The 19,671-nt window shown below is 63.2% G+C and carries 12 protein-coding genes; 2 read left to right on the top strand and 10 right to left on the bottom strand.

Annotated elements, in window-relative coordinates; all coding sequences use genetic code 11:
• Positions 1–55: 55 nt before the first annotated feature.
• From nirD to ACODSK_RS19735, 9 genes are all read right to left on the bottom strand, one after another.
• Positions 56–415, bottom strand: coding sequence for a nitrite reductase small subunit NirD (nirD, locus tag ACODSK_RS19695; protein WP_489018416.1), 360 nt, complete (start codon positions 413–415; stop codon positions 56–58).
• On the bottom strand, positions 415–2,973 hold the full coding sequence (gene nirB / locus ACODSK_RS19700; RefSeq protein WP_489018417.1) for a nitrite reductase large subunit NirB: 2,559 nt from the start codon (positions 2,971–2,973) through the stop codon (positions 415–417). The genes nirD and nirB overlap by 1 nt, the downstream gene beginning before the upstream one ends.
• A 356-nt stretch (positions 2,974–3,329) precedes the next feature.
• Positions 3,330–4,097, bottom strand: coding sequence for a DUF6708 domain-containing protein (locus ACODSK_RS19705; RefSeq protein ID WP_489018419.1), 768 nt, complete (start codon positions 4,095–4,097; stop codon positions 3,330–3,332).
• Positions 4,094–4,888 carry a DUF6708 domain-containing protein gene (locus ACODSK_RS19710; RefSeq protein WP_489018420.1) on the bottom strand — a complete coding sequence of 265 codons (795 nt, stop codon included), beginning with the start codon at positions 4,886–4,888 and terminating at the stop codon, positions 4,094–4,096. Before ACODSK_RS19710 ends, ACODSK_RS19705 begins: the two co-directional genes overlap by 4 nt.
• Positions 4,885–5,652, bottom strand: a complete 768-nt coding sequence (locus ACODSK_RS19715) for a DUF6708 domain-containing protein (protein ID WP_489018421.1) — start codon at positions 5,650–5,652, stop codon at positions 4,885–4,887. Before ACODSK_RS19715 ends, ACODSK_RS19710 begins: the two co-directional genes overlap by 4 nt.
• Complete coding sequence (locus tag ACODSK_RS19720) at positions 5,649–8,837, bottom strand: T6SS effector BTH_I2691 family protein (protein ID WP_489018422.1); 3,189 nt, start codon at positions 8,835–8,837, stop codon at positions 5,649–5,651. Before ACODSK_RS19720 ends, ACODSK_RS19715 begins: the two co-directional genes overlap by 4 nt.
• Positions 8,834–9,778 (bottom strand): hypothetical protein, encoded by a 945-nt coding sequence (locus ACODSK_RS19725; RefSeq protein WP_489018423.1) that lies wholly within the window; start codon positions 9,776–9,778, stop codon positions 8,834–8,836. The genes ACODSK_RS19720 and ACODSK_RS19725 overlap by 4 nt, the downstream gene beginning before the upstream one ends.
• Entirely contained in the window at positions 9,775–9,957 is a 183-nt protein-coding gene (locus ACODSK_RS19730; RefSeq protein WP_489018424.1) for a hypothetical protein, read from the bottom strand. Before ACODSK_RS19730 ends, ACODSK_RS19725 begins: the two co-directional genes overlap by 4 nt.
• A 263-nt stretch (positions 9,958–10,220) precedes the next feature.
• Positions 10,221–14,210, bottom strand: a complete 3,990-nt coding sequence (locus ACODSK_RS19735; protein ID WP_489018426.1) for a bifunctional nitrate reductase/sulfite reductase flavoprotein subunit alpha — start codon at positions 14,208–14,210, stop codon at positions 10,221–10,223.
• A 336-nt stretch (positions 14,211–14,546) separates the two neighbouring features.
• Between ACODSK_RS19735 and ACODSK_RS19740 the strand changes: the two genes are divergently transcribed.
• Positions 14,547–15,239, top strand: a complete 693-nt coding sequence (locus tag ACODSK_RS19740; RefSeq protein WP_489018427.1) for a DUF1266 domain-containing protein — start codon at positions 14,547–14,549, stop codon at positions 15,237–15,239.
• Positions 15,236–17,941 (top strand): molecular chaperone DnaJ, encoded by a 2,706-nt coding sequence (locus ACODSK_RS19745; protein ID WP_489018428.1) that lies wholly within the window; start codon positions 15,236–15,238, stop codon positions 17,939–17,941. Before ACODSK_RS19740 ends, ACODSK_RS19745 begins: the two co-directional genes overlap by 4 nt.
• Here the strand turns inward: ACODSK_RS19745 and ACODSK_RS19750 are convergent.
• Entirely contained in the window at positions 17,889–19,580 is a 1,692-nt protein-coding gene (locus tag ACODSK_RS19750; RefSeq protein ID WP_489018429.1) for an Hsp70 family protein, read from the bottom strand. The genes ACODSK_RS19745 and ACODSK_RS19750 overlap by 53 nt on opposite strands.
• Positions 19,581–19,671 lie beyond the last annotated feature (91 nt).

Genomic DNA, 19,671 nt, shown 5'->3' on the forward strand with positions numbered 1-19,671 from the left:
GCAGAACCTGTGGGAGCCGGCGTTGCCGGCGATCGGGCGCAACCCGGACTGCCTGTCAGGCCCCGATCTCCACCCGCCCCTCGTTCACCCGTACCGGCCAAACCTTCAAGGCGTGCTCCTGATCCTCCAGGCAACGCCCATCACGCAAACAGAAATGCTGCTTGTACAACGGCGAAGCCACCACCAGCTCGCCCTTCAGGCTGCCGATCAGCCCCCGCCCGATGACATTGGCTCCGGACACCGGGTCATGATTGTCCAGCGCATGCACTTCAACCTCGGCCCCCGGCACATAGAACAACGCCACCTGCGCCCCCTCGTGCCAGACCACCACCCCGGAGCGCGGCACCAGGTCGGTTTCGGCACAGACCGGCGTCCAGCTCGGCGACGATTTCACAGCGGCATTCGACAGGCTCATCAGAGCACCTCCTCGGTTACGGGAATCAGATGAAGTTCGGCAGCGGCAATCGGCCGACGCTGGCCGCGCTCACGCACGAAGTGCACGTCGGGATCGCCACGGCGGTCGTTGACGAAGGTACGGAAGCGCTTGAGTTTTTCCGGGTCCTTGAGGGCGTTGGCCCATTCGCATTCGTAGCGGTCGACCACATGCTGCATCTGCGCCTCCAGCTCGGCCGCGAGCCCGAGGCTGTCGTCGAGGATCACCTGCTTGAGGTAGTCCAGGCCGCCCTCCAGGTTCTCGCGCCAGACCGAGGTGCGCTGCAGCTTGTCGGCGGTGCGGATGTAGAACATCAACACGCGGTCGATCAGACGCACCAGGGTGGCGTCATCCAGGTCGGTAGCGAACAGTTCGGCGTGACGCGGGCGCATGCCGCCGTTGCCGCAGATGTACAGATTCCAGCCCTTCTCGGTGGCGATCACGCCGATGTCCTTGCTCTGCGCCTCGGCACACTCGCGGGTACAGCCCGACACGGCGAACTTGAGCTTGTGCGGCGAACGCAGGCCCTTGTAGCGGTCTTCCAGCAGCAGGGCCATCTTCACGCTGTCCTGCACGCCGTAGCGGCACCAGGTGCTGCCGACGCAGGACTTCACGGTACGGGTCGACTTGCCGTAGGCATGCCCGGTCTCGAAGCCGGCGGCGATCAGCTCTTCCCAGATCAGCGGCAACTCGTGCAACTGCGCGCCGAACAGGTCGATGCGCTGGCCGCCGGTAATCTTGGTGTAGAGGTCGTATTTCTTCGCCACCTCGCCGATCACGATCAGCTTGTCCGGGGTGATCTCGCCGCCCGGAATTCGCGGCACCACCGAGTAGGTGCCGTTCTTCTGCATGTTGGCCATGAAGGTGTCGTTGGTGTCCTGCAGCGGCACCAGCGCCGGGTCCATGATCGGCTGGTTCCAGCACGAGGCGAGGATCGAACCGACCGTGGGCTTGCAGATGTCGCAGCCAAGATGGCCCTTGCCATGGCGCGCCAGCAGCTCGTCGAAATCGCGAATGCCCTCGACCCGCACCAGCGCATAGAGCTCCTGGCGGGTGTAGGCGAAGTGTTCGCAGAGGCTCTTGTCCACGGCCACGCCGCGGGCGGTCAGTTCGTGCTCGAAGACCTGCTTGAGCAAGGCCGCGCAACCGCCGCAACCGGTGGCCGCCTTGGTGCAGCCCTTGACCGCTGCCAGGTCGCCGCAGCCGCTGTCGATGGCGGCACAGATCGCGCCCTTGCTGACGTTGTGGCAGGAGCAGATGGTCGCGCTGTCGGGCAAGGCATCGGCACCCAGGGCCGGCGCACCGCCGGATTGCGGCAGGATCAGCGCCGCCGGCTCGTCCGGCACGGCGATGCCGTTCTGCACGTATTGCAGCAGGGTGTCGTAGTAGCTGTTGTCGCCCACCAGCACGGCGCCGATCACCCGCTTGCCGCTGGCATCCAGGACCAGGCGCCGGTAGCTGCTGCCGCCCTCGTCGATAAAGCGGTAGCTGCGTGCCCCCGGCGTGGCGCCATGGGCATCGCCGATGGAGCCGACATCGACGCCGAGCAGCTTGAGCTTGGTCGACATGTCCGCCCCGGCGAACGGCTCCGCAGCCTGCCCGGCCAGGGCCGCAGCCAGGTTGCGGGCCATGCTGTAGCCGGGCGCCACCAGGCCGAACACGCTGCCATTCCACGAGGCGCACTCGCCGATGGCGTAGATGCGCGGGTCACTGCTGCGGCATTCGCCATCGATCACCACGCCACCACGAGTCGCCACTTCCAGGCCGCAGGCACGGGCCAGGGTATCCTGCGGGCGGATACCGGCGGAGAACACGATCAGGTCGGTCTCAAGAAACTCGCCGCCGTCGAAATTCATCCGGTAGCGATACTCTTCCCCGGCAACGATCGCCTGGGTCGCCCGGGACAGATGCACGCCAACCCCCAGCGCCTCGATCCGCGCGCGCAGCGCCGCACCGCCCTCGCCGTCCAGCTGTACCGGCATCAGGCGCGGGGCGAACTCCACCACATGGGCTTCCAGGCCCAGTGACTTGAGGGCGTTGGCCGCCTCCAGGCCGAGCAGCCCGCCCCCCACCACCACACCGCGCCGAGCACTGGTCGCAGCGGCGCGAATGCCGTCGAGATCGTCCAGGGTGCGATAGACCAGCCGCGCCGAACCTTCGGAACCCTGGATCGGCGGCACGAAGGGATAGGAACCGGTAGCAAGGATCAATTGGTCATAGGCATAACGCCCCGCGCTGGTCACCACCTCGCGGCGCTCGCGGTCGATCTCCAGCACCGCCTCGCCCAGATGCAAGGCCACACCGTGCTCGCCATACAGACCGGCCTCCCCCAGTGCCAGAGCCTCGGCATCGCTGCCGGCGAAGTACTCGGACAGGTGTACCCGATCGTAGGCACGCTGGCGTTCCTCGCCGAACACCCGCACCTCGAAACGGGCCAGGGCACCGCGCTCGATCAATTGCTCGACGCAGTGATGACCGACCATGCCGTTGCCGACGATAACCAGCTTTTCTCGTTGTTGGATGGACGCAAAGGCGTTCATGCGCGGTTCCTCACGGTGCGGGGCGAACCCCAAAAAAAACACAAAAAAAGGCGCCTGGAGCCGAAGCTCCAGGCGCCTTTGCCTGGTCTTGATCGTTATGGTCCGAAAAGGTGATCGACGTTGACCACCGGGGACGTTGTGAAACGGTAAAAGCAGGGACTGTGCCAAGTGCGGATATGGCCTGAAATCGGGGGATTTCAGGGTTTATCGGGGGTGAGATCGAACCATGGTGGTGCAGTGGTCACTGTTTTGGAGCACGGGTGGGGCCATGGCCACGCGGTTTAAAACGCAGGCCTGCGTCAAGACCGATGATGTCTATTAGCGGGACATTCATGTTGCATCCTGGATGAATGTGCTCATGGCGCAGTCCTCGATTCCAGATCCATATCCGCAGGCCATTCCACCTTGGGCGCCAGGTAAAGGGCGATGTTGAAATCCGACACATTGTTGTGATCTTTTGGCCGGCCAGGAGGGGGTAGTGCATCAGGGCCTTGTTGCATGTAGGTGCAGATATAGGCCCAGGCATGCTGGTCGGCGCCCATGGTGGTCAGGGGGAAGCGGTCGATGACTTCGTTGGTGCCGGGCTTGACGATGGAAAGCACTACGCCGCCCTTGATGACCACTCCATTTCCCGTTGCGCCGCGCTTTAACCAGCGTTCGGCACGAACCTGGGACCAGTCATAGGCAACTGGTTCCACTCGCCAGCGTTCGAAGGGGTTCCACCAGCGGAAGTTGAAGTTGTAGGCGTAGATGCGTTGGCGAACTCTGTTGAAGCGCAGGGGTTGATCTCGTGGAGGTGCCAGTTCAAATTTAACAGCGAGCAGGAACGTCCAAACTCCAACGCAAGCGCTAGAGATAAACATCAGCCACTCTTCTAATTTGAATGCCAAACCAGACGAAAAGAAACTCCATATTATGTCTACCGTCAGGAACCCTTGGAATGGCACGAACCAGATCAATAGCCCTCTTAAAAGCGCAGATGCACGCGGTAACTCCAGAAAGACATGATCTTGATGGTTGGGGGTATCGAATCCGAGCGCTGGAATTACGACAGGCGGATTATCAGGACAAGGCAGATCTTCCTGCCAGCCCGAGCAGGGTGGAACAAGTTTCGGCCTGCTCATAAGCCCCCAACTCCTGGCGCAGTCCTCGACTCCAGATCCATATCCGCAGGCCATTCCACCTTGGGCGCCAGTAGAAGGGCGATGTTTGCTCCCACATCGTTGTGATCTTTCGGCCGGCCAGGCGGTGGTAGTGCATCAGGGCCTTGTTGCATATAAGTGCAGACATAGGCCCAGGCATGCTGGTCGGCGCCCATGGTGGTCAGGGGGAAACGGTCGATGACTTCGTTGGTGCCTGGCTTGACGATGGAGAGCATCACGCCGCCCTTGATGACCACTCCATTTCCCGTCGCACCGCGCTTTAACCAGCGTTCGGCGCGGACTTGGGACCAGTCGTAGACCACCGGTTCCACCCGCCAGCGTTCAAACGGATTCCACCAGCGATAAATGAAGTTGTAGGCATAGATGCGTTGGCGGGCGCGGTTGAAGCGTAAGGGCTGATCTCGGGGAGGCGCCAATTCAATTTTCATGCAGAAAATAAGTGACCAAATACCAACGAGAATACCAATGAGGAATACGGTCCAGTCTTCGGTTTTCAGCACACGCTCAGTTGTTAGATAGCCCCATAACAGATCGACAGTCAGTGTGCTCTGAAATGGTACGAACCAGAGCAACCATCCTCTTAAAAGTGCCGACGCACGTGGTAACTCCAAAAAGACATGATCTTGATGATTGGGAGTAGCGAATCCGAGCGCTGGAACTACGACAGGTGGATTATCAGGATGGGGCAGATCTTCCTGCCAGCCAGAGCAGGGCGGAACAAGTTTTGGCCTGCTCATAAGCCCCCAACTCATGGCGCAGTCCTCGATTCCAGATCCATATCCGCAGGCCATTTCACCTTGGGCGCCAGGAGAAGGGCGATATTGTGCTCCATCACATTGTTGTGGTCTTTCGGCCGGCCAGGCGGTGGTAGTGCATCAGGACCTTGTTGCATGTAGGTACAGACATAGGCCCAGGCATGCTGGTCGGCGCCCATGGTGGTCAGGGGGAAACGGTCGATGACTTCGTTGGTGCCCGGCTTGACGATGGAGAGCACCACGCCGCCCTTGATGACTACTCCATCCATCGTTGCACCACGCTTTAACCAGCGCTCGGCGCGGACCTGGGACCAGTCGTAAGCGACCGGCTCCACCCACCAGCGTTCGAAGGGGTTCCACCAGCGGAATTTGAAGTTGTAGGCGTAGAGGCGTTGGCGGGCTCGGTTGAAGCGTAGGGGTTGATCTCTGGGAGGAGCTACATCGAGCCTCCAGAAAATTAGAATCGACCAAATACCAGAGAGAACAAGAAAGCCGAATATGAACAACTCTTCACGCCACAGTGATCGTTCACTTGACAAGTAACTCCACAACATATCAGCAAGCATGAAGCTCAAGATCAGTGAACACCAGGCCAGCAAGCCTCTGATAAGCGCTGCCGCTCGCGGCAACTCCAAGTAGATCTCATCCTGATGATTGGGTGTGTCGAATCCAAGAGCAGGAATCACAGTGACCATTTCGTCTGGACGGGGCAGATCTTCCTGCCAGCCAGAGCAGGGCGGAACGAGTTCAGGCTTTTTCATAAGGCAGACGCCTTCACTCGCTTAGAAATCTTGTCTTCAATCACAGTTAACCGGGCTACACCGGATTCATCGCTTTTGTCTGGCCAATACGCAACCTCAAGCTTTATGGCATGAAAATTAAGGGATCCCCAATAAGCAAGCTCCCTCCTGATCGTGAGTGTTTTTGACTCCATATCGTGATCAATGACCGGAACCGACCATCGAGGCTTATCGTCCAGTTCTGTCCCTGAAACCGGAGTGGATGGCGTTTCATCCGCTCCATCGCTACGTCCCCCGGTGATGATGGTCCCCGAGGAGTCACCTGGCTGGTAAGTCCTCAGCGCCCATTCATAACGTGACGCGTCGGCGGAGTACCCGGGGAGAACAATTCTGTATTTGATGGTTCCGCCGTGCGCCGTGAACTCATGAGTAGGTCTGTGCACGATATAGGTCACGTCAAGGTCCGCGTCCAAGCCCAACAGCGCCGCGTTCAACGCGCCGATGGCCGTATCCATTTCGTGCGATTCCAGCCAGCGCCGGTGCCCGACAGGCAGCCCCCAGAGTGAATGTCGCGCCCACAGCTCCAAAGGTTGTGACTCCAGCTTTTTCGCCAATACCGCAAGGCCAAAAGCAACAAAGCCAAAAAAAACAGCGATGGCGAGCGGGCCGAGAAGTAGGCTTGCGCCCCCAATAGATCCCGCTACCCCGAAGACTGCGGAAACTCCAGATGCAAAAGCCGCCCCCGCGTAAGCATCACTTGCAGCTTCATCACCAACTTTTCCAGTCCGCCCCGCTGCCAACGCATACTGCAACCCCTCCACCGCAGTCGCCACCGACACTATCGCCCCGCCGAATTGCAGAATCCGTGCTCCCAATCCAACCGGCGTCCCCCCTCTGGCAGAACGAACCGAAACCTCCAAATCCGGCCGCAACGTCTGAATAGTCCCGCCAACAATCTCGACCCCCGCCCCCATCACCCCAACCGAAGCCGACACCACCGCCATCACCGCTTCGTCATGCTCGTCGCCAACCGCCGTAAGCATGTTTTTGTGGCTTCTGCGCAGCGCATCGTGCTGGAAGTACAGGCTGCCCACGGACATCGCCAGATTGGCCACACCGGTCCCGTTGAAACTCACAGGATTGCGCATACGGCGCATCGAGTCGCCGGCCAGCAGGCGGGCGTCTTCGGCACTGAGGCTGAGGTGGTGGGCCAGGTCCTTCATACCGGCCTTGAGGGCAGAGCTGTCGATGCTGACGCTGCGCAGGGCATCGCCGAGCCCGTCGGCAAGACCGCCTCTCAGCTTGTCCAGGCGGGTCTTGAGGCTTTCGGCGCTTTCGGTCGTCCAGACGACGACATCGATCAGCTTGGCGTGGCTGCTGGCCAGTGCCGGGGCAAAGTAGTTGTTCATCAGCATGGTCCGTACCTTGCGCTCGGCCGGCTTGCGGAACTGCTGGTCGACTTTGCTGGCAAACCGCTCGACGCCCTCGTAAAGCACTTTGTTGAGCAGCGTGAGGTACTCGCCGACCCTGAGGGATAGGGTGATCCGGGTGGTCTGGACGCCGTAATAGCGCAACCAGGCCTTCCGGTGCAGTTCCAACAGCAGTGCTCTGCTCTTTCCCGACAACTGCTCCCCGAGGGCATTGCTGGCAATGGAGGAAGCGCTGAGTAACTGGCTGACAGCGTTGGCAATGCTCGTATCGCCCCCCATGCCGCCGATCAGGGTCTTGGCACCGTGGAAGGCCCGGGTCTGCTCGTCGCCGGCCAGGTCTTGGACGAATTGTTCAGGTCCCGTTTTATCGAGGGCCCGCATGGCCTTGCGGAACAGGCTGTCCTGATCTTCCAGTTGCTCCAGCCAGAGGCTTCGCGTTGCACGGAAATGCTTGGTGGTGGGTTCGGTGACACCTCCGACCTGACACATCGCCAACATGCGGATAAAGCCATCGAGCGATTCATTGACCCGGAAGTCGTAGTCGTGGAGTGCCGCCAGCCGGAACGCAGCGCCGTCGTGATGGTCGGCATAGGGCTCGGCGACGTCGTTGACAGTCTTCTGCCAGGCCGCCAGGGTCTTGTCGTAATGGTCCTGGAACTTCTTGCGGGCTTCTTCGTCGTAGCGCTCGTCGAGCCGGTCACGGGCATCGCCAATTGCCTCGGCGCCCCGGCGCTCCTTCTCCTGCTCCAGATCGAGGGCCGGCAGAGGTGCCATGTAGTAAGGGTACCCGTGGGACTCGGAGATGGCGTTGTAGTCCTCCCGGTGCTTGACCACTGCCTCGGCCCCCTTGACCGCACGGGCATGCGCTGTGCTGACCTGGAACTGACGAACACCGAGCAACGTCTGCGAGGTGAAGTGCTTGAAACACCGTTCCGGTTCGGCAATCCATTCCTGCATGGCCTGATAGCGCAACAGGCGCTGGGCATTCAGTTCCTGGACCATGCCGATGGGATCGGGCAGAACCAGGGCCAGTACACCCTTGGGCAACTGGTACTCCTTGGTCACGGTACGCACATGCCCGGCCATGGCACGCAGCCGGTCATTGCGCGGGTAGAAGCCGTGCACACTGCGGAAATCGCCCGCCATGGAATAAGAATATTCAAGCACCTGTTGCAACTGCAGGTCGGTTTCGGTCATGGCGATGCCGACACTGGCCGGGTCCTCGCGGGCGACCTTGAGGTCGAGCTTGTAGAAGCGCTCGTCGAGGTTCATGCCGTCGACCACGCCACCACGCTGGTAGGCGCACAGTACTTCCTCGGGCCAAGGATCGTTGGCAATGGCCAGCCAGGCGGTGGAGTACCTGTGGGTATTGATATTGAGGAAGGCGGCGGGAATGTCGTGGTCCTCCTTGATGCAGAGCTTGCTCAGGGGGACCGGCTCTTCGCGCGGAATATGAAACGCCGGGAACTGACGTAACGCGCCCTCAGGGGTGACCTGGTAGGCCTGCCAGTACTTGCGGTCGAGCAGCACATAGAGGAAGCCCCGGCGCAGGATGCGCGGCTGGTCGGGCACCATGCGCACGGCCGTGACTTCGGAGTCGCGAGACACCGGCAGCGCCTGGGTTTGCCAAGGTTCAGGGGCATAGGCGGCGCGCAGCGGCAGGATGGGCAGGCCCCAGCGCTGGCAGGTCCGGCAGCGTTCGAGGGGCACCGGGTCGCCTTGCTCGATGGCCGCCTCGAGGTTGAGCTCGGGCTTGAAGTTGATGTTGAAAGTCATGAGTAATCCTCCGCTCGGGGCAGCTCGGCAAAGATGCGTTTCCAGTCGTTCGGGGTGTATTTCGTGAAATGGCTCAGCAGGTCTCCACCGCCCGCCCGCGCTTGGGAGATGGCCTTCTGGATATCCGGGTGCTGTGGCAGATCGGGGTGATAGAACACCTGGTGCAGACTGAGGGCGATAAGGTCGCGACTGTCTTTGAGCCCGAGCCTGCGGGCATCACGGATCAGGCGAAAACCGTGCACACCTGCCTGGGGCGGCAGCACCGATTTACCCGTCCAGCCCCACGGGGCAAATACCGGAGGGTTCTTCACTGCATCACGCCAGACGCCCAGGAACCGCCGAATCGCCGGCGCCAGCTGCTGGGTCTCGCGGACCAGTTGGGGAAGTTCAGAATCAGGGAAGTAGTTGGTGCTGCGTATCTGGTTGTAGCCCTCCTCCCAACTGACCGGGAATAGCCATACCCGGATCGCCCCCAGCAAGTCGCCTGCCTGGGGCCCCATCGCACCGACCAGCAACTCCAGCCTCAGGGGTTCGAACCAGGGCGAGGGCCAGCCGTCTTCGGAAGCGGTGGTCTCGCAGCGGGTTGCGATATGGCTGGCGATCACCTCCAGCGGCTGCTTACTGGCCAGCCAGCCGCATATATAGCGCTGGTTGTAGCCAAGGTCCCACTCGGCGTAATCGGTGCTGAGCTCAAGATAATGCGGCGCCACCTCCTCGCCCGGCGCGGCCAGTTGAATCAGCGCGGGGCAAATCTCCGGGGTGTGGCTGAGGTCTGGCCGCAGTACGCGCGTAACAGCGCTGGCACCCAGCGACTCGATCAGCGAGGGCACGCTGAGTGGATGATGCAGCGCACATTCGGCCTGCCCGTCCACCAGCAGGTAGATATAGTCATCCGGGTCACGGTATTGCCCGGCAAAGTTGGTGATGCTCTCCCTGCTCATCGGCTTGGCTCCTTGCTGACCTGGGTCAGGCTGGAGAAGTCGACGGCGGGGTTGGTGCAGCTCAGGTCGATATCGAGAAGGATGGTTTTGGACAGGCCTTCGCGCAGGCGGAATTCGACGACTTCAAAGTCGTCGTTGCCTGCGCTGAAGCTGAAGCGCAGATCGGATTGGACGGGCATGCAGAGCTCCCTGCAACTACGCACCCATCGCAAGCATCAGCGCCGGGCCGCATGTGGATCGGGGTATCCACCTCGGCGTCGGGCCGGAAGAATGGCGGGCCGCTGACCAAGGGGATGTCCATGGAAATGATTCCGTGGAAATCCTGAACCTCGGTCAGCGGTGGATATATAGGAAAAATCCCAAGCTTCATCGCGAAATGGCTGAGCGTTCGAGTCGGGATGGGATACGGCCTGGATGGTTTTGGGACCGCGTCGACTTTTGATCAATACACATCCCGCAAATACCGCTTGTCCCGACCCATCTGCGCCACGAACGCCGCCGCCTCTTCAGCGCTCATACCGCCATGCTCGGCCACCACTTCCTTCAAGGCTGCGTCCACATCCTTGGCCATCCGCGAGGCATCACCGCAGACATAAAAGAACGCTCCGTCCTGCAACCAGCGCCACAGTTCCGCGCCCTGCTCGCGCATCCGTTGCTGCACGTAGATCTTCTCCGCCTGATCGCGGGAGAAGGCCGTGTCCAGCCGGGTCAGCAGGCCGCTGTCGCGCCAACCCTGCAACTCGTCGCGGTAGTAGAAGTCGCAGGCCTCGCGCTGTTCGCCGAAGAACAGCCAGTTACGCCCCTTGGCCCCGCGCGCTTCGCGTTCCTGGAGGAAGCCACGGAACGGCGCGATGCCGGTGCCAGGGCCGACCATGATCACCGGCAGGTCGTCATTCTGCGGCAGACGGAAACTGGCCGAAGGCTGCGGGAAGATCGCGACCTTGAGGTCCTGCGCCCGATCCGCGAGGAAGCTGGAACAGACGCCCTTGCGCTGTCCGTAACGCACCGTGGACATGGTCAGGTGCACCTGCCGCGGATACTTCAGCGGACTGGAACTGATGGAGTACAGGCGCGGCTGCAACGGTTTGAGCAGCGCCAGCCATTCGGCCTGGGACAACGCCAGGGGGAACTCGGCGAGCAGGTCCACCAGTTGCCGCCCCCACAGCCAGTCATTCAGCGCGGCTTTGTCCGTGGGCAACCCGCTGACCTTCTGCAGGATCTGCGGGGTGATGCGGGTGATGTCCAGGTGTTCGAGCAGCGCAGTGGCCAGTGGCATCGGCCCCTTGAGATCGACCATGGCCTTGCCGTCGAGGCCGCTGAGTTCGAGAAATTCGTCCACCAGTTGCGGGCAGTTGCACGGCCACACGCCAAGGGCATCGCCGGCCTGATAGCTCAACCCGCTGTCGCCCAGGTCGAAGACGATCTGCCGGGTTTCCTTGTCCGCCCCCGGGCCATTGAGCAGGCGGTTTTCCAGCAGCGCTGCGGGCAACGGCTGCTGCTTGGCGAACGCCGGCCTTGGTGCTTCGGCCACCGGCACCGGCGCGTCGGCCAGCCTGGCAGTCAGGGCCTGCAACCAGTTGGCGAAAGGCTCATCGAAATCCGGCTCGCAATCGACCCGCTCCAACAGGCGCTGCCCACCCAGCTCGGCCAGGCGCTGATCCAGCTTGCGCCCGAAGCCGCAGAACTGGTCGTAGCTGGAGTCGCCCAGCGCCAGTACGGCGTAGGGGCGCTTGGCCCAATCACCGGCCTCCCCTTGCAACGACTGCCAGAACGCCGCGCCGCTGTCCGGCGCCTCGCCGTCGCCGAAGGTGCTGGTGATCAGCAGCAGGCTGGCTGCCGCTCCGATCCGTGCCGGTTGTGCGGCCTCCATGCAATCCAGTTGCACGCTCAGTCCGGCCGCGCGCAGATGGTCGACGCAGCGTTCGGCGAGAGCCTGGCTGTTGCCGGTCTGCGAGGCCCAGAGCACCAGGTGCGGCGGGGCTTCGCTGATGACCGGCAAGGCCGCAGCTTCGCTACGGGAGTAGACCCCCGCCAGCAAGCCATCGACGAACAGGCGCAGGGCCGGAGCCAGCGGCGCACTGGCCGGAAGCACCGGCACGCCTTGCGGCTGCGCAGCACCAAGTCCTTGAAGGAATCCATGCAGGTACTGCTGCTCGCTGTCGGCCAGGGCCATGGCCGGTGGTGCGCCCAGGCCCAAGGCCTTGCGCAGGGTGTCGGTGGGCATCGTCCGGGTCTCCTCGGGGATGGCAGGGTTCAGTTCAAGGGCATCGATTCGTTCACCGCCGACCCGGGTCAGGGCCACGGCGCAGTGCTTGAAGGCGGGTTGCAGGGAGATCGGATCCACGGCATCGCTGGTCACCGCGTTGATCGCCAACGCGTCGCCGTACAGGTCGTTCCAGTGAAAGGGTGCAAAGCAGTTGCCCGGCATCACCCGGGTATTGATCCGCGCCGGCAGCAACGCCTGACCTCGGCGCGAGCGGATCTGCACCTGGTCCTTCTCGGCGATGCCGAGGGCAGCGGCATCGTCCGGGTGGATTTCCACGAAGGGGCCGGGCTCCAGCTTGTTCAGGCTGGCGACCTTGCCGGTCTTGGTCAGGGTGTGCCACTGGTGCTGGACGCGGCCGGTATTGAGCACCAGCGGGTAGGATTCATCCGGTAGTTCGGCAGGCGGCAGCCAGGGCCGGGCGAAGAAACGTGCCTTGCCGGAGGGCGTGGCGAAGCTGATCGCGGGCCGCTGGCCGTCAGGGGTTTCTCGCAGGTTCTGGCTCAGGCCGTTGTTGAGATAACGCAGCGGGCTGCGGGATTCGCTGCGCCCCGGTTCGAACGGCCATTGCTGCGGTCCGCTGCGTAGTTTTGCGTAGTCCAGGCCACGCAGGTCGTAGCCGGTGGCCGGGTTCCAGGCCTGGCGGATTTCGGCGAAGACTTCCTCGGCACTGGCGTAGCTGAAGCCCTCGGCGTAGCCCATGGCACAGGCGACCCGGGCAATGATCTGCCAGTCCGCCAGGCTGTCGCCAGGAGCGTCCACCGCCTTGGCGGTGAGGGTCAGGTTGCGCTCGGAATTGATCATCACCCCTTCGGATTCGGCCCACAGTGCGGCGGGCAGAAGGATGTCGGCATAGCGGTTGGTTTCGGTGTCGAGAAAAGCGTCCTGGCTGATCACCAGCTCCGCCGCGCGCAGGCCGTCGATCACCCGCTGGCGGTTGGCGACACTGGCCACCGGGTTGCTGCAGATGATCCAGCAGGCCTTCACCTGCCCCGCTGCCATCTGCTCGAACAGGCCGATGGTGCCCTCGCCCGCCTCGGCCCGCAGGCTGCCGGCGGGGAGTTTCCAGAGGTTTTCGATGAACTGCCGATCAGCCTCCACCAGGGCCGAGCGCTGTCCGGGCAGTCCCGGCCCCATGTAGCCCATTTCCCTGCCGCCCATGGCATTGGGTTGACCGGTCAGTGAGAAGGGACCGCTGCCAGGACGGCAGATGGCGCCAGTGGCCAGGTGCAGGTTGCACAGGGCGTTGCTGTGCCAGGTGCCATGGATGCTCTGGTTCAGGCCCATGGTCCAGCAGCTCATCCAGTCCCTGGCACCACCGATCATGGCGGCAGCCTGGCGCAGATCGGCCTCGCTCAGGCCAGTGATTTCGGCGACCCGCGCCGGGGTGTAGTCGGCGAGAAAGGCCGGCATTTCCTCCCAACCTTCGGTGTAGGCCTCGATAAAGGCGTTGTCGGTCTGCCCGTTCTCCACCAGCAAGTGCAACAGGCCGTTGAGCAGGGCCAGGTCGGTGCCGGGGCGCACTTGCAGGAACAGGTCGGCCTTGTCTGCGGTGGCGCTGCGCCGGGGATCGACCACAATCAGCCGGGCCCCGGCCTTGAGCCGGTCGAGCAGGCGCAGAAAGAGGATCGGATGACAATCGGCCATATTCGCGCCGATCACGAAAAACACCTCGGCCTTGTCGAAATCCTGGTAGCTGCCCGGTGGCCCGTCCGCCCCCAGCGACAGCTTGTAACCGCTGCCGGCGCTGGCCATGCACAGGCGCGAGTTGGATTCGATATGGCGGCTGCGGATGTAGCCCTTCACCAGCTTGTTGGCCAGGTACTGGGCTTCCAGGGACATCTGCCCGGAGACATAGAGGGCGAAGGCATCCGCACCCTCGCGGTCGATGATCGTGCGCAAACGGCGGGCGGTCTGTTCGATGGCCTGGTCCATGCCCAGGCGCACCGGATCGCGCTGGCGCTGGTCACGCAGCCAGGCCCACTCCATGCGCCCGGAGTCGCGCAGCGGCTGATGACAGCTCAGGCCCTTGGTGCACAGCCGGCCGAAATTGCTCGGGTGCTGCTTGTCACCGCTGACCTTGGTCACCTTGTTATCGGTCACGCTCATGACGATGCCGCAACCGACACCGCAATACGGACAGACACTGCGCACCGTCGTGCTGGTCATGACCCCTGACTCCCCTGCCTTTCTGCGCAAAAAACAAAAAGGCGCCCTGCCACCCCGACCTGATGAACAGGGGGAGCAGCACGGCGCCTTTGTCGTGAACGGGGCAATCGACGTTGATTGCCTGATACGCAGGTAAAGCAAGGGCCGCGCCAGATGCCGCGAGCAGCGGATTTGCCGCGTTACGCCTGGCTTGGCCGTGGTCGCGCTGCACCGTCTTGGGGACGGTTGCACCAATGCGCGGCAGGCCATGGCCGTCATTGCTGGCCATTGGCCGGATCATTACAATCCGCGCAGTCCCGGCGGGCATGGCCCGTCGCCCCGCCTCCGGAGTGCTTCATGGAAGAAATCGAACAGCGCTGGCTGCATGCCCTGTCCGCACCAATGGCTGCGCTGAACGGCGCCAGCTACACCTCGCCACGCTACTTCGACGACGAGCGCCAGATCGACCTGCAAAGCTCGTGGAACATCGCCGACCGCCAGCAGTTGCTCGACATTCTGCCGATGGCCGACAACGGTCACGCCAGCGAACTCAATGCTGCCTACTGGCACTACCAGCGCGACCTGCCGAGCCAGTGGCAAGCACGCCTCGAACACCTGGACCGGCGCCAGCGGATCCTCCACGACTATGCCGCGCGCACCTTGCTCGACTGCGGCTACGGTGGCACCCGCGCCTGGGACCTGGGGCGCATGGGGTTCCTGCTGCGCTGCGGGGTACGCAACGGCTGGCTCAACCTCGACGAAAGCCTCTGGCTGCACGGTCGCCTGGCCCTGCGCGCGCGCCATTACTACAACAGTTGGCCGGCCTACCTCGCCGGTTTCGTGATCGGGCGCAGCCTGTGGAACTGTTCGGACCTGCCCGATGAGCACCTGCTCCAGCAACTGGAACGCCAGGGCAGCGAACGCTGGAACCAGAACCTGGTGGCCAACCTGAGCAACGCCGGCAATGCCCCCTTGGCCGACCTGCCCTGGCACCTGCCGCTGGACCTGCCGGAACAGCCGGCATCGATTGAAGAAGGGACCTGGTCATGACTTGCTGGATCCGCCTTGGTATCGAACCGACCAAAGACCAGAACGCTATTCGGGGTGCCTATCGGGCACGTCTGCCGGAGCATCATCCGGAAACCGATCCCGAGGGTTTCCAGGCCCTGCGCGAAGCCTATGAAACCGCGCTGCGCCATGCCCGAGAAACGGAGCAGGAAGCCCCCGCCGAACGCGATGTCAGCCTGGCCCAGGCGACGCTGGACCAGTTCGCCGAATTGCTGAAGGACAGCACCCGCCGCTTCAATCCCCAGGCCTGGGAGGCGTTCATCCAGCAACTCGACCTGCTGCCGCTGGAGGCGCTGGAAGATATCAGCTGGCCGCTGCTGGAGGCCGTGCGCGGCAACGGCATCCTGTCCAACGAATGCGTGCGTCCGCTGGCCCGGCGCCTGGCCTGGTTGCAGCAACTGCTGCGTCTGGATTTTGAACAGGCCCAGGATATCGAAGCATTCCTGGCCCGCCTCGAAGAGCCCGACCTGGTCCCCTGCCACCTGATCAACAACTGGCCCGGCGTCGCCCAGCAGGAAACCCTGTGGTACCTGCACACCCTGGAGTACCTGTACAACGAACGACCGCTGTTCGAGTACGAGGCCTTCGCCAGCCAGCACCTGTGCCTGCCGTTGCCCAAGGACGACGCCCTGCCCCGGCGCTTGCTGCTCCAGTGCAGCCAGGCGGGGATCGGCCTGCCCGATCTGTTCGAGTGGTGCATGGACGAATGGCATGCACATCCCGATGACCTCGACCTGCTGTACCTGCTGGCCGTGCAGAGCAGCCTGCTGAACCTAGGTGAACTGGCCCTGCGGTACTGGAGCCTGTTGCACCGCAAGCACCATCATCCGCAAGCGCCACGCCATCTCCTCGACCTGTGCTACGGCATGCAGCCGGAGCTCCTGCCCTTGCTGATCCAGGCCCTGGACTTCCAGGAGGAGACGCTGCAATGGCCGGACGACCTCACTGACCAGGCACAAGTCTATGGCAGCAACGCCCAGGCCCCGGAAACCCTGAGCCGCTGGTTCGCAGCCAAGCGCAGCATCGACGGAGGCATCGCCGCCACCTATGTCGACTGGCGCATCGACAGCGACCAGGAACTGCCGCTATTGGCCTGGCTGCTGGACGAGCATCCACAACCAGATCTGCAACACCTGTATCGCCAGGCCTGGGCCCTGCAGCGCGGCGATATCGCCTTGTTGCAGCAGATCGTCGCCAGCCCGGCCAGCGACCAACCGCTCGACGAACTGATCCTCGCCGGGTTTCGCCGCCAGGCCCGCCAACAGCTGGCGTGGCTGGAACAGGCGCCGGTTCCCCGTGCGCTGAAGCAGTGGATCGAGAGCGACGAGGAGTCGCCGCCCCTGCCCGCGCAACTGGAAGAAGGCCACGCGCCACAGGCCTGTGGCGAATGGCTGGTGCGCCTGCGCGCCTATGACGGAGGCGCGCTGCAACGGATAGTCGAGCATTTCCATATCCAACAGCTGTCGCCGGCGCCTTTCGCCCTGGTCCAGCAGATGCGCCTGGCGGTAGCCGGGTTGCAACTGCCCATGGAGCAAGACCCCTGGCAATGGTATGCCCGGCATTTGTTCATCCTGGCCCTGATGGAGCAACCGCAGCGCTGGCTGGAACTGATCACGCCAAGCCTGCTGGGCAATCTGGACTATCCGCCGGGTCACCCGTTCGCGGCCACCCGTGATCTGCTGGCGAGCTGGCTGGAACGGCAGGCGCCTCTCGAAGCCCTTCTGGCACGCCTGGATCCGGGCAACCTGGTGCAACTGCGCCTGACCGAGGTGCTCTGCACCGTGCAAAGCGCCCTGGACAGTCCGCGCTATCCCGAGACCCCGGTGCTGTTCAGGCACTTCGTCGACGATCCCCAGGCGTTCGCCGACGAGCCGTACAGCATGATGCTGTTCTGGGGCGTGCTCTACAGCGATCCCCACCTGCACCCGGAGGATCGGCAGTACCTGCGCGACTGCATGCAGGGCGTGGACCATCCGGATCCCTGGTTCGAGGAATTCCGCAGCAGCCTGCCCAAGGGCATCCTCATCCGTCCGCAAGCCCGGGCCCTGAAAAACCAGGGGCTGGATGACGATACGTTCTGGCGGGTCCAGGAGGTGCTGGCAAGGATGGCGGGCGACAAGGGCATGCTCCCGGATATCAAGACCCTGACCAGCCTGCAGGTAGCCAAGGACGACCCGCAGATCGCCCAGGGCCTGCGCCTGGCGGTGACCGCCTTGCTGGCGCTGGTGGAACGCCTCTACGGCCTGAAAAACCAGGATGTGGAGGCCGAATTCTGGGAGTTCTGGAAGCTCAAGAGCCGTCTTGGCCGCGGCGCGTTCGCCCTGATGCTGGTCTACTGGTGCCTGCTCGGCCTGCTGCTGATCCGCTTGCCGAAAGAATTTGCCGGCCTGGGCATGCTCGTCGCGCTGCTCGGTGTGCTGAGTAGCTGCCTGCGGCGCCTGCATGACCGCGGGCAAGGCGCGGGCACCTTGCTGATCATGTGCCTGATCGTCCCGGCGATACCCTTCAACCTGTTCCTGCTGCTGGTTTCACCGGGTGACGTGCTGCCCAACAACTTTGGCATGCCGCCGACCGTGCGAGGCAAAAAGCGCCTCGTCGACGGTCTGCAAAACCTGTTGCGACCGCTGAAACCTAAACGCCGAGCTCGTCGAGAAGCCGCGAAAGGGACTGGCGACGGCTGGTGATCTCATCGGCCCGCTGGCTGGCGAGTACTGCATTGAACTCGTCCAGCCAGGCCCCGATAAGCTCGCGTTCCTCGCCCAGGCTGTGCATCCAGGCCCGCTCCAGACGAGCACTGAGGGCGCGGTTGGGCAAGGTGTCGCGGGGATGGATCTTCAGCCCGGCGAGGCGCGCGCGGCTGTTGGCTCGCGCCTCCTCGTCCAGGCCGGTGGGGCTGCGGTCGATGCTGTGGCTATGACGTTCGCCACTTTCCAGCAGGGTCACGTCCACTTCCAGCAGGCCGTTGATGTCGTAGCTGAAACGCACGTCGATGTCTTGCAGGCGACCGACCTGGGGCAGCGGCACCTCGAAGGCATCGACGAAGATATTGTCGCGAACCCAGGGGCGCTCGCCCTGGTAGACCTCGATGCGGATGATCTTCTGCTCGACGTGGGTACTGTAGAACCGCTGCACCTTCGAGGTCGGGATCACCGTGTTGCGCTCGATGATCGGCGAAAAGGCCCCGCGCACGTCTTCGCCGCGCATGGAGGAAATCCCCAGGGTATAGGGGCAGACATCGGTGAGGATGAGTTCTTCGATCGCGGCGTCCCGCGCCTTGCAGGCCGCCTGGCTGGCAGCGCCGAGGGCGACGATGGTATCCGGGTCCAGGTGCCGGTACGGCAGGCGGCCAAACAGGGTGGCGACCATCTGCTGCACCGCCGGCATACGCGTAGCGCCGCCGACCAATACCAGGCTGTCGAGATCTCGCGGGCTCAGGCGGGCATCGCGCAGGGCCTGTTCGATCGGGGCGCGCAGGCGGGCCAGCAACGGCGCCCAGATCGACTGGGCACGGGCCTCGTCCAGTTGCCACTCGCGAACACTGTCCGCGCCTTTCCAGCTTAGCGATTGCGGCCCCTGGGCCAGCCGGCACTTGAGCTGTTCGAGTGAGTCGTACAGGGTGGCCAGGGCCTGCGGTTCGATGGCCTGGACATCGAGTTGCCAGTCCTTGAGGCAGGCTTGCAGCAAGGCTTCGGTAAAGTCCTCGCCGCCAAGGAAGTTGTCGCCGGTGGACGCATGCACTTCGATCAGCGGCAGGGAGTATTCCAGCACCGTGACGTCGAAGGTGCCGCCACCCAGGTCGAAGATCAGCGTGCGCTCGAATTTCTGTTCGTGCAGGCCGTAGGCCATGGCCGCGGCAGTCGGTTCGTTGATCAGGCGCTGCACCTTGAGCCCGGCCAGTTCGGCGGCGAAGCAGGTGCGCTTGCGTTGCTCGTCGCTGAAATAGGCCGGCACGGAGATCACCGCCTCGCTGACCGCAACGCCGAGATGGGCTTCGGCGTCCTGTTTCAGCGCACCCAGCACCAGAGCCGAGAGCTCTTCCGGGCTGAAGGACTGGCTGCCCAGTTCGAACCGCTTGTCACTGCCCATGAAACGCTTGAAGGCTGCGGCAGTGCGCTGCGGATGGGTGGTCAGTCGCGAGCGAGCGGCGCGGCCAACGAGAATGCTGCCGTCTTCGTCGACGCTGACCACCGACGGGGTCAGCACTTCGCCAAGGGCGTTGGGAATCAATTGGGCGCGGCCATCGCGCCAGACGGCGATCAGGCTGTTGGTGGTACCGAGGTCGATGCCCAGCAACGGGGCGGGAGAAACACTGGCGTCCTGCATGGTCGATCTCTTGCTCAGAAAGGGAAGCTGGCAAGGGATACCAGCGCGCTGGTGGATTCTGGACGAACGACAGAAACAAAAAAAGCGACCC

Source organism: Pseudomonas sp. FG98 (assembly GCF_057808595.1).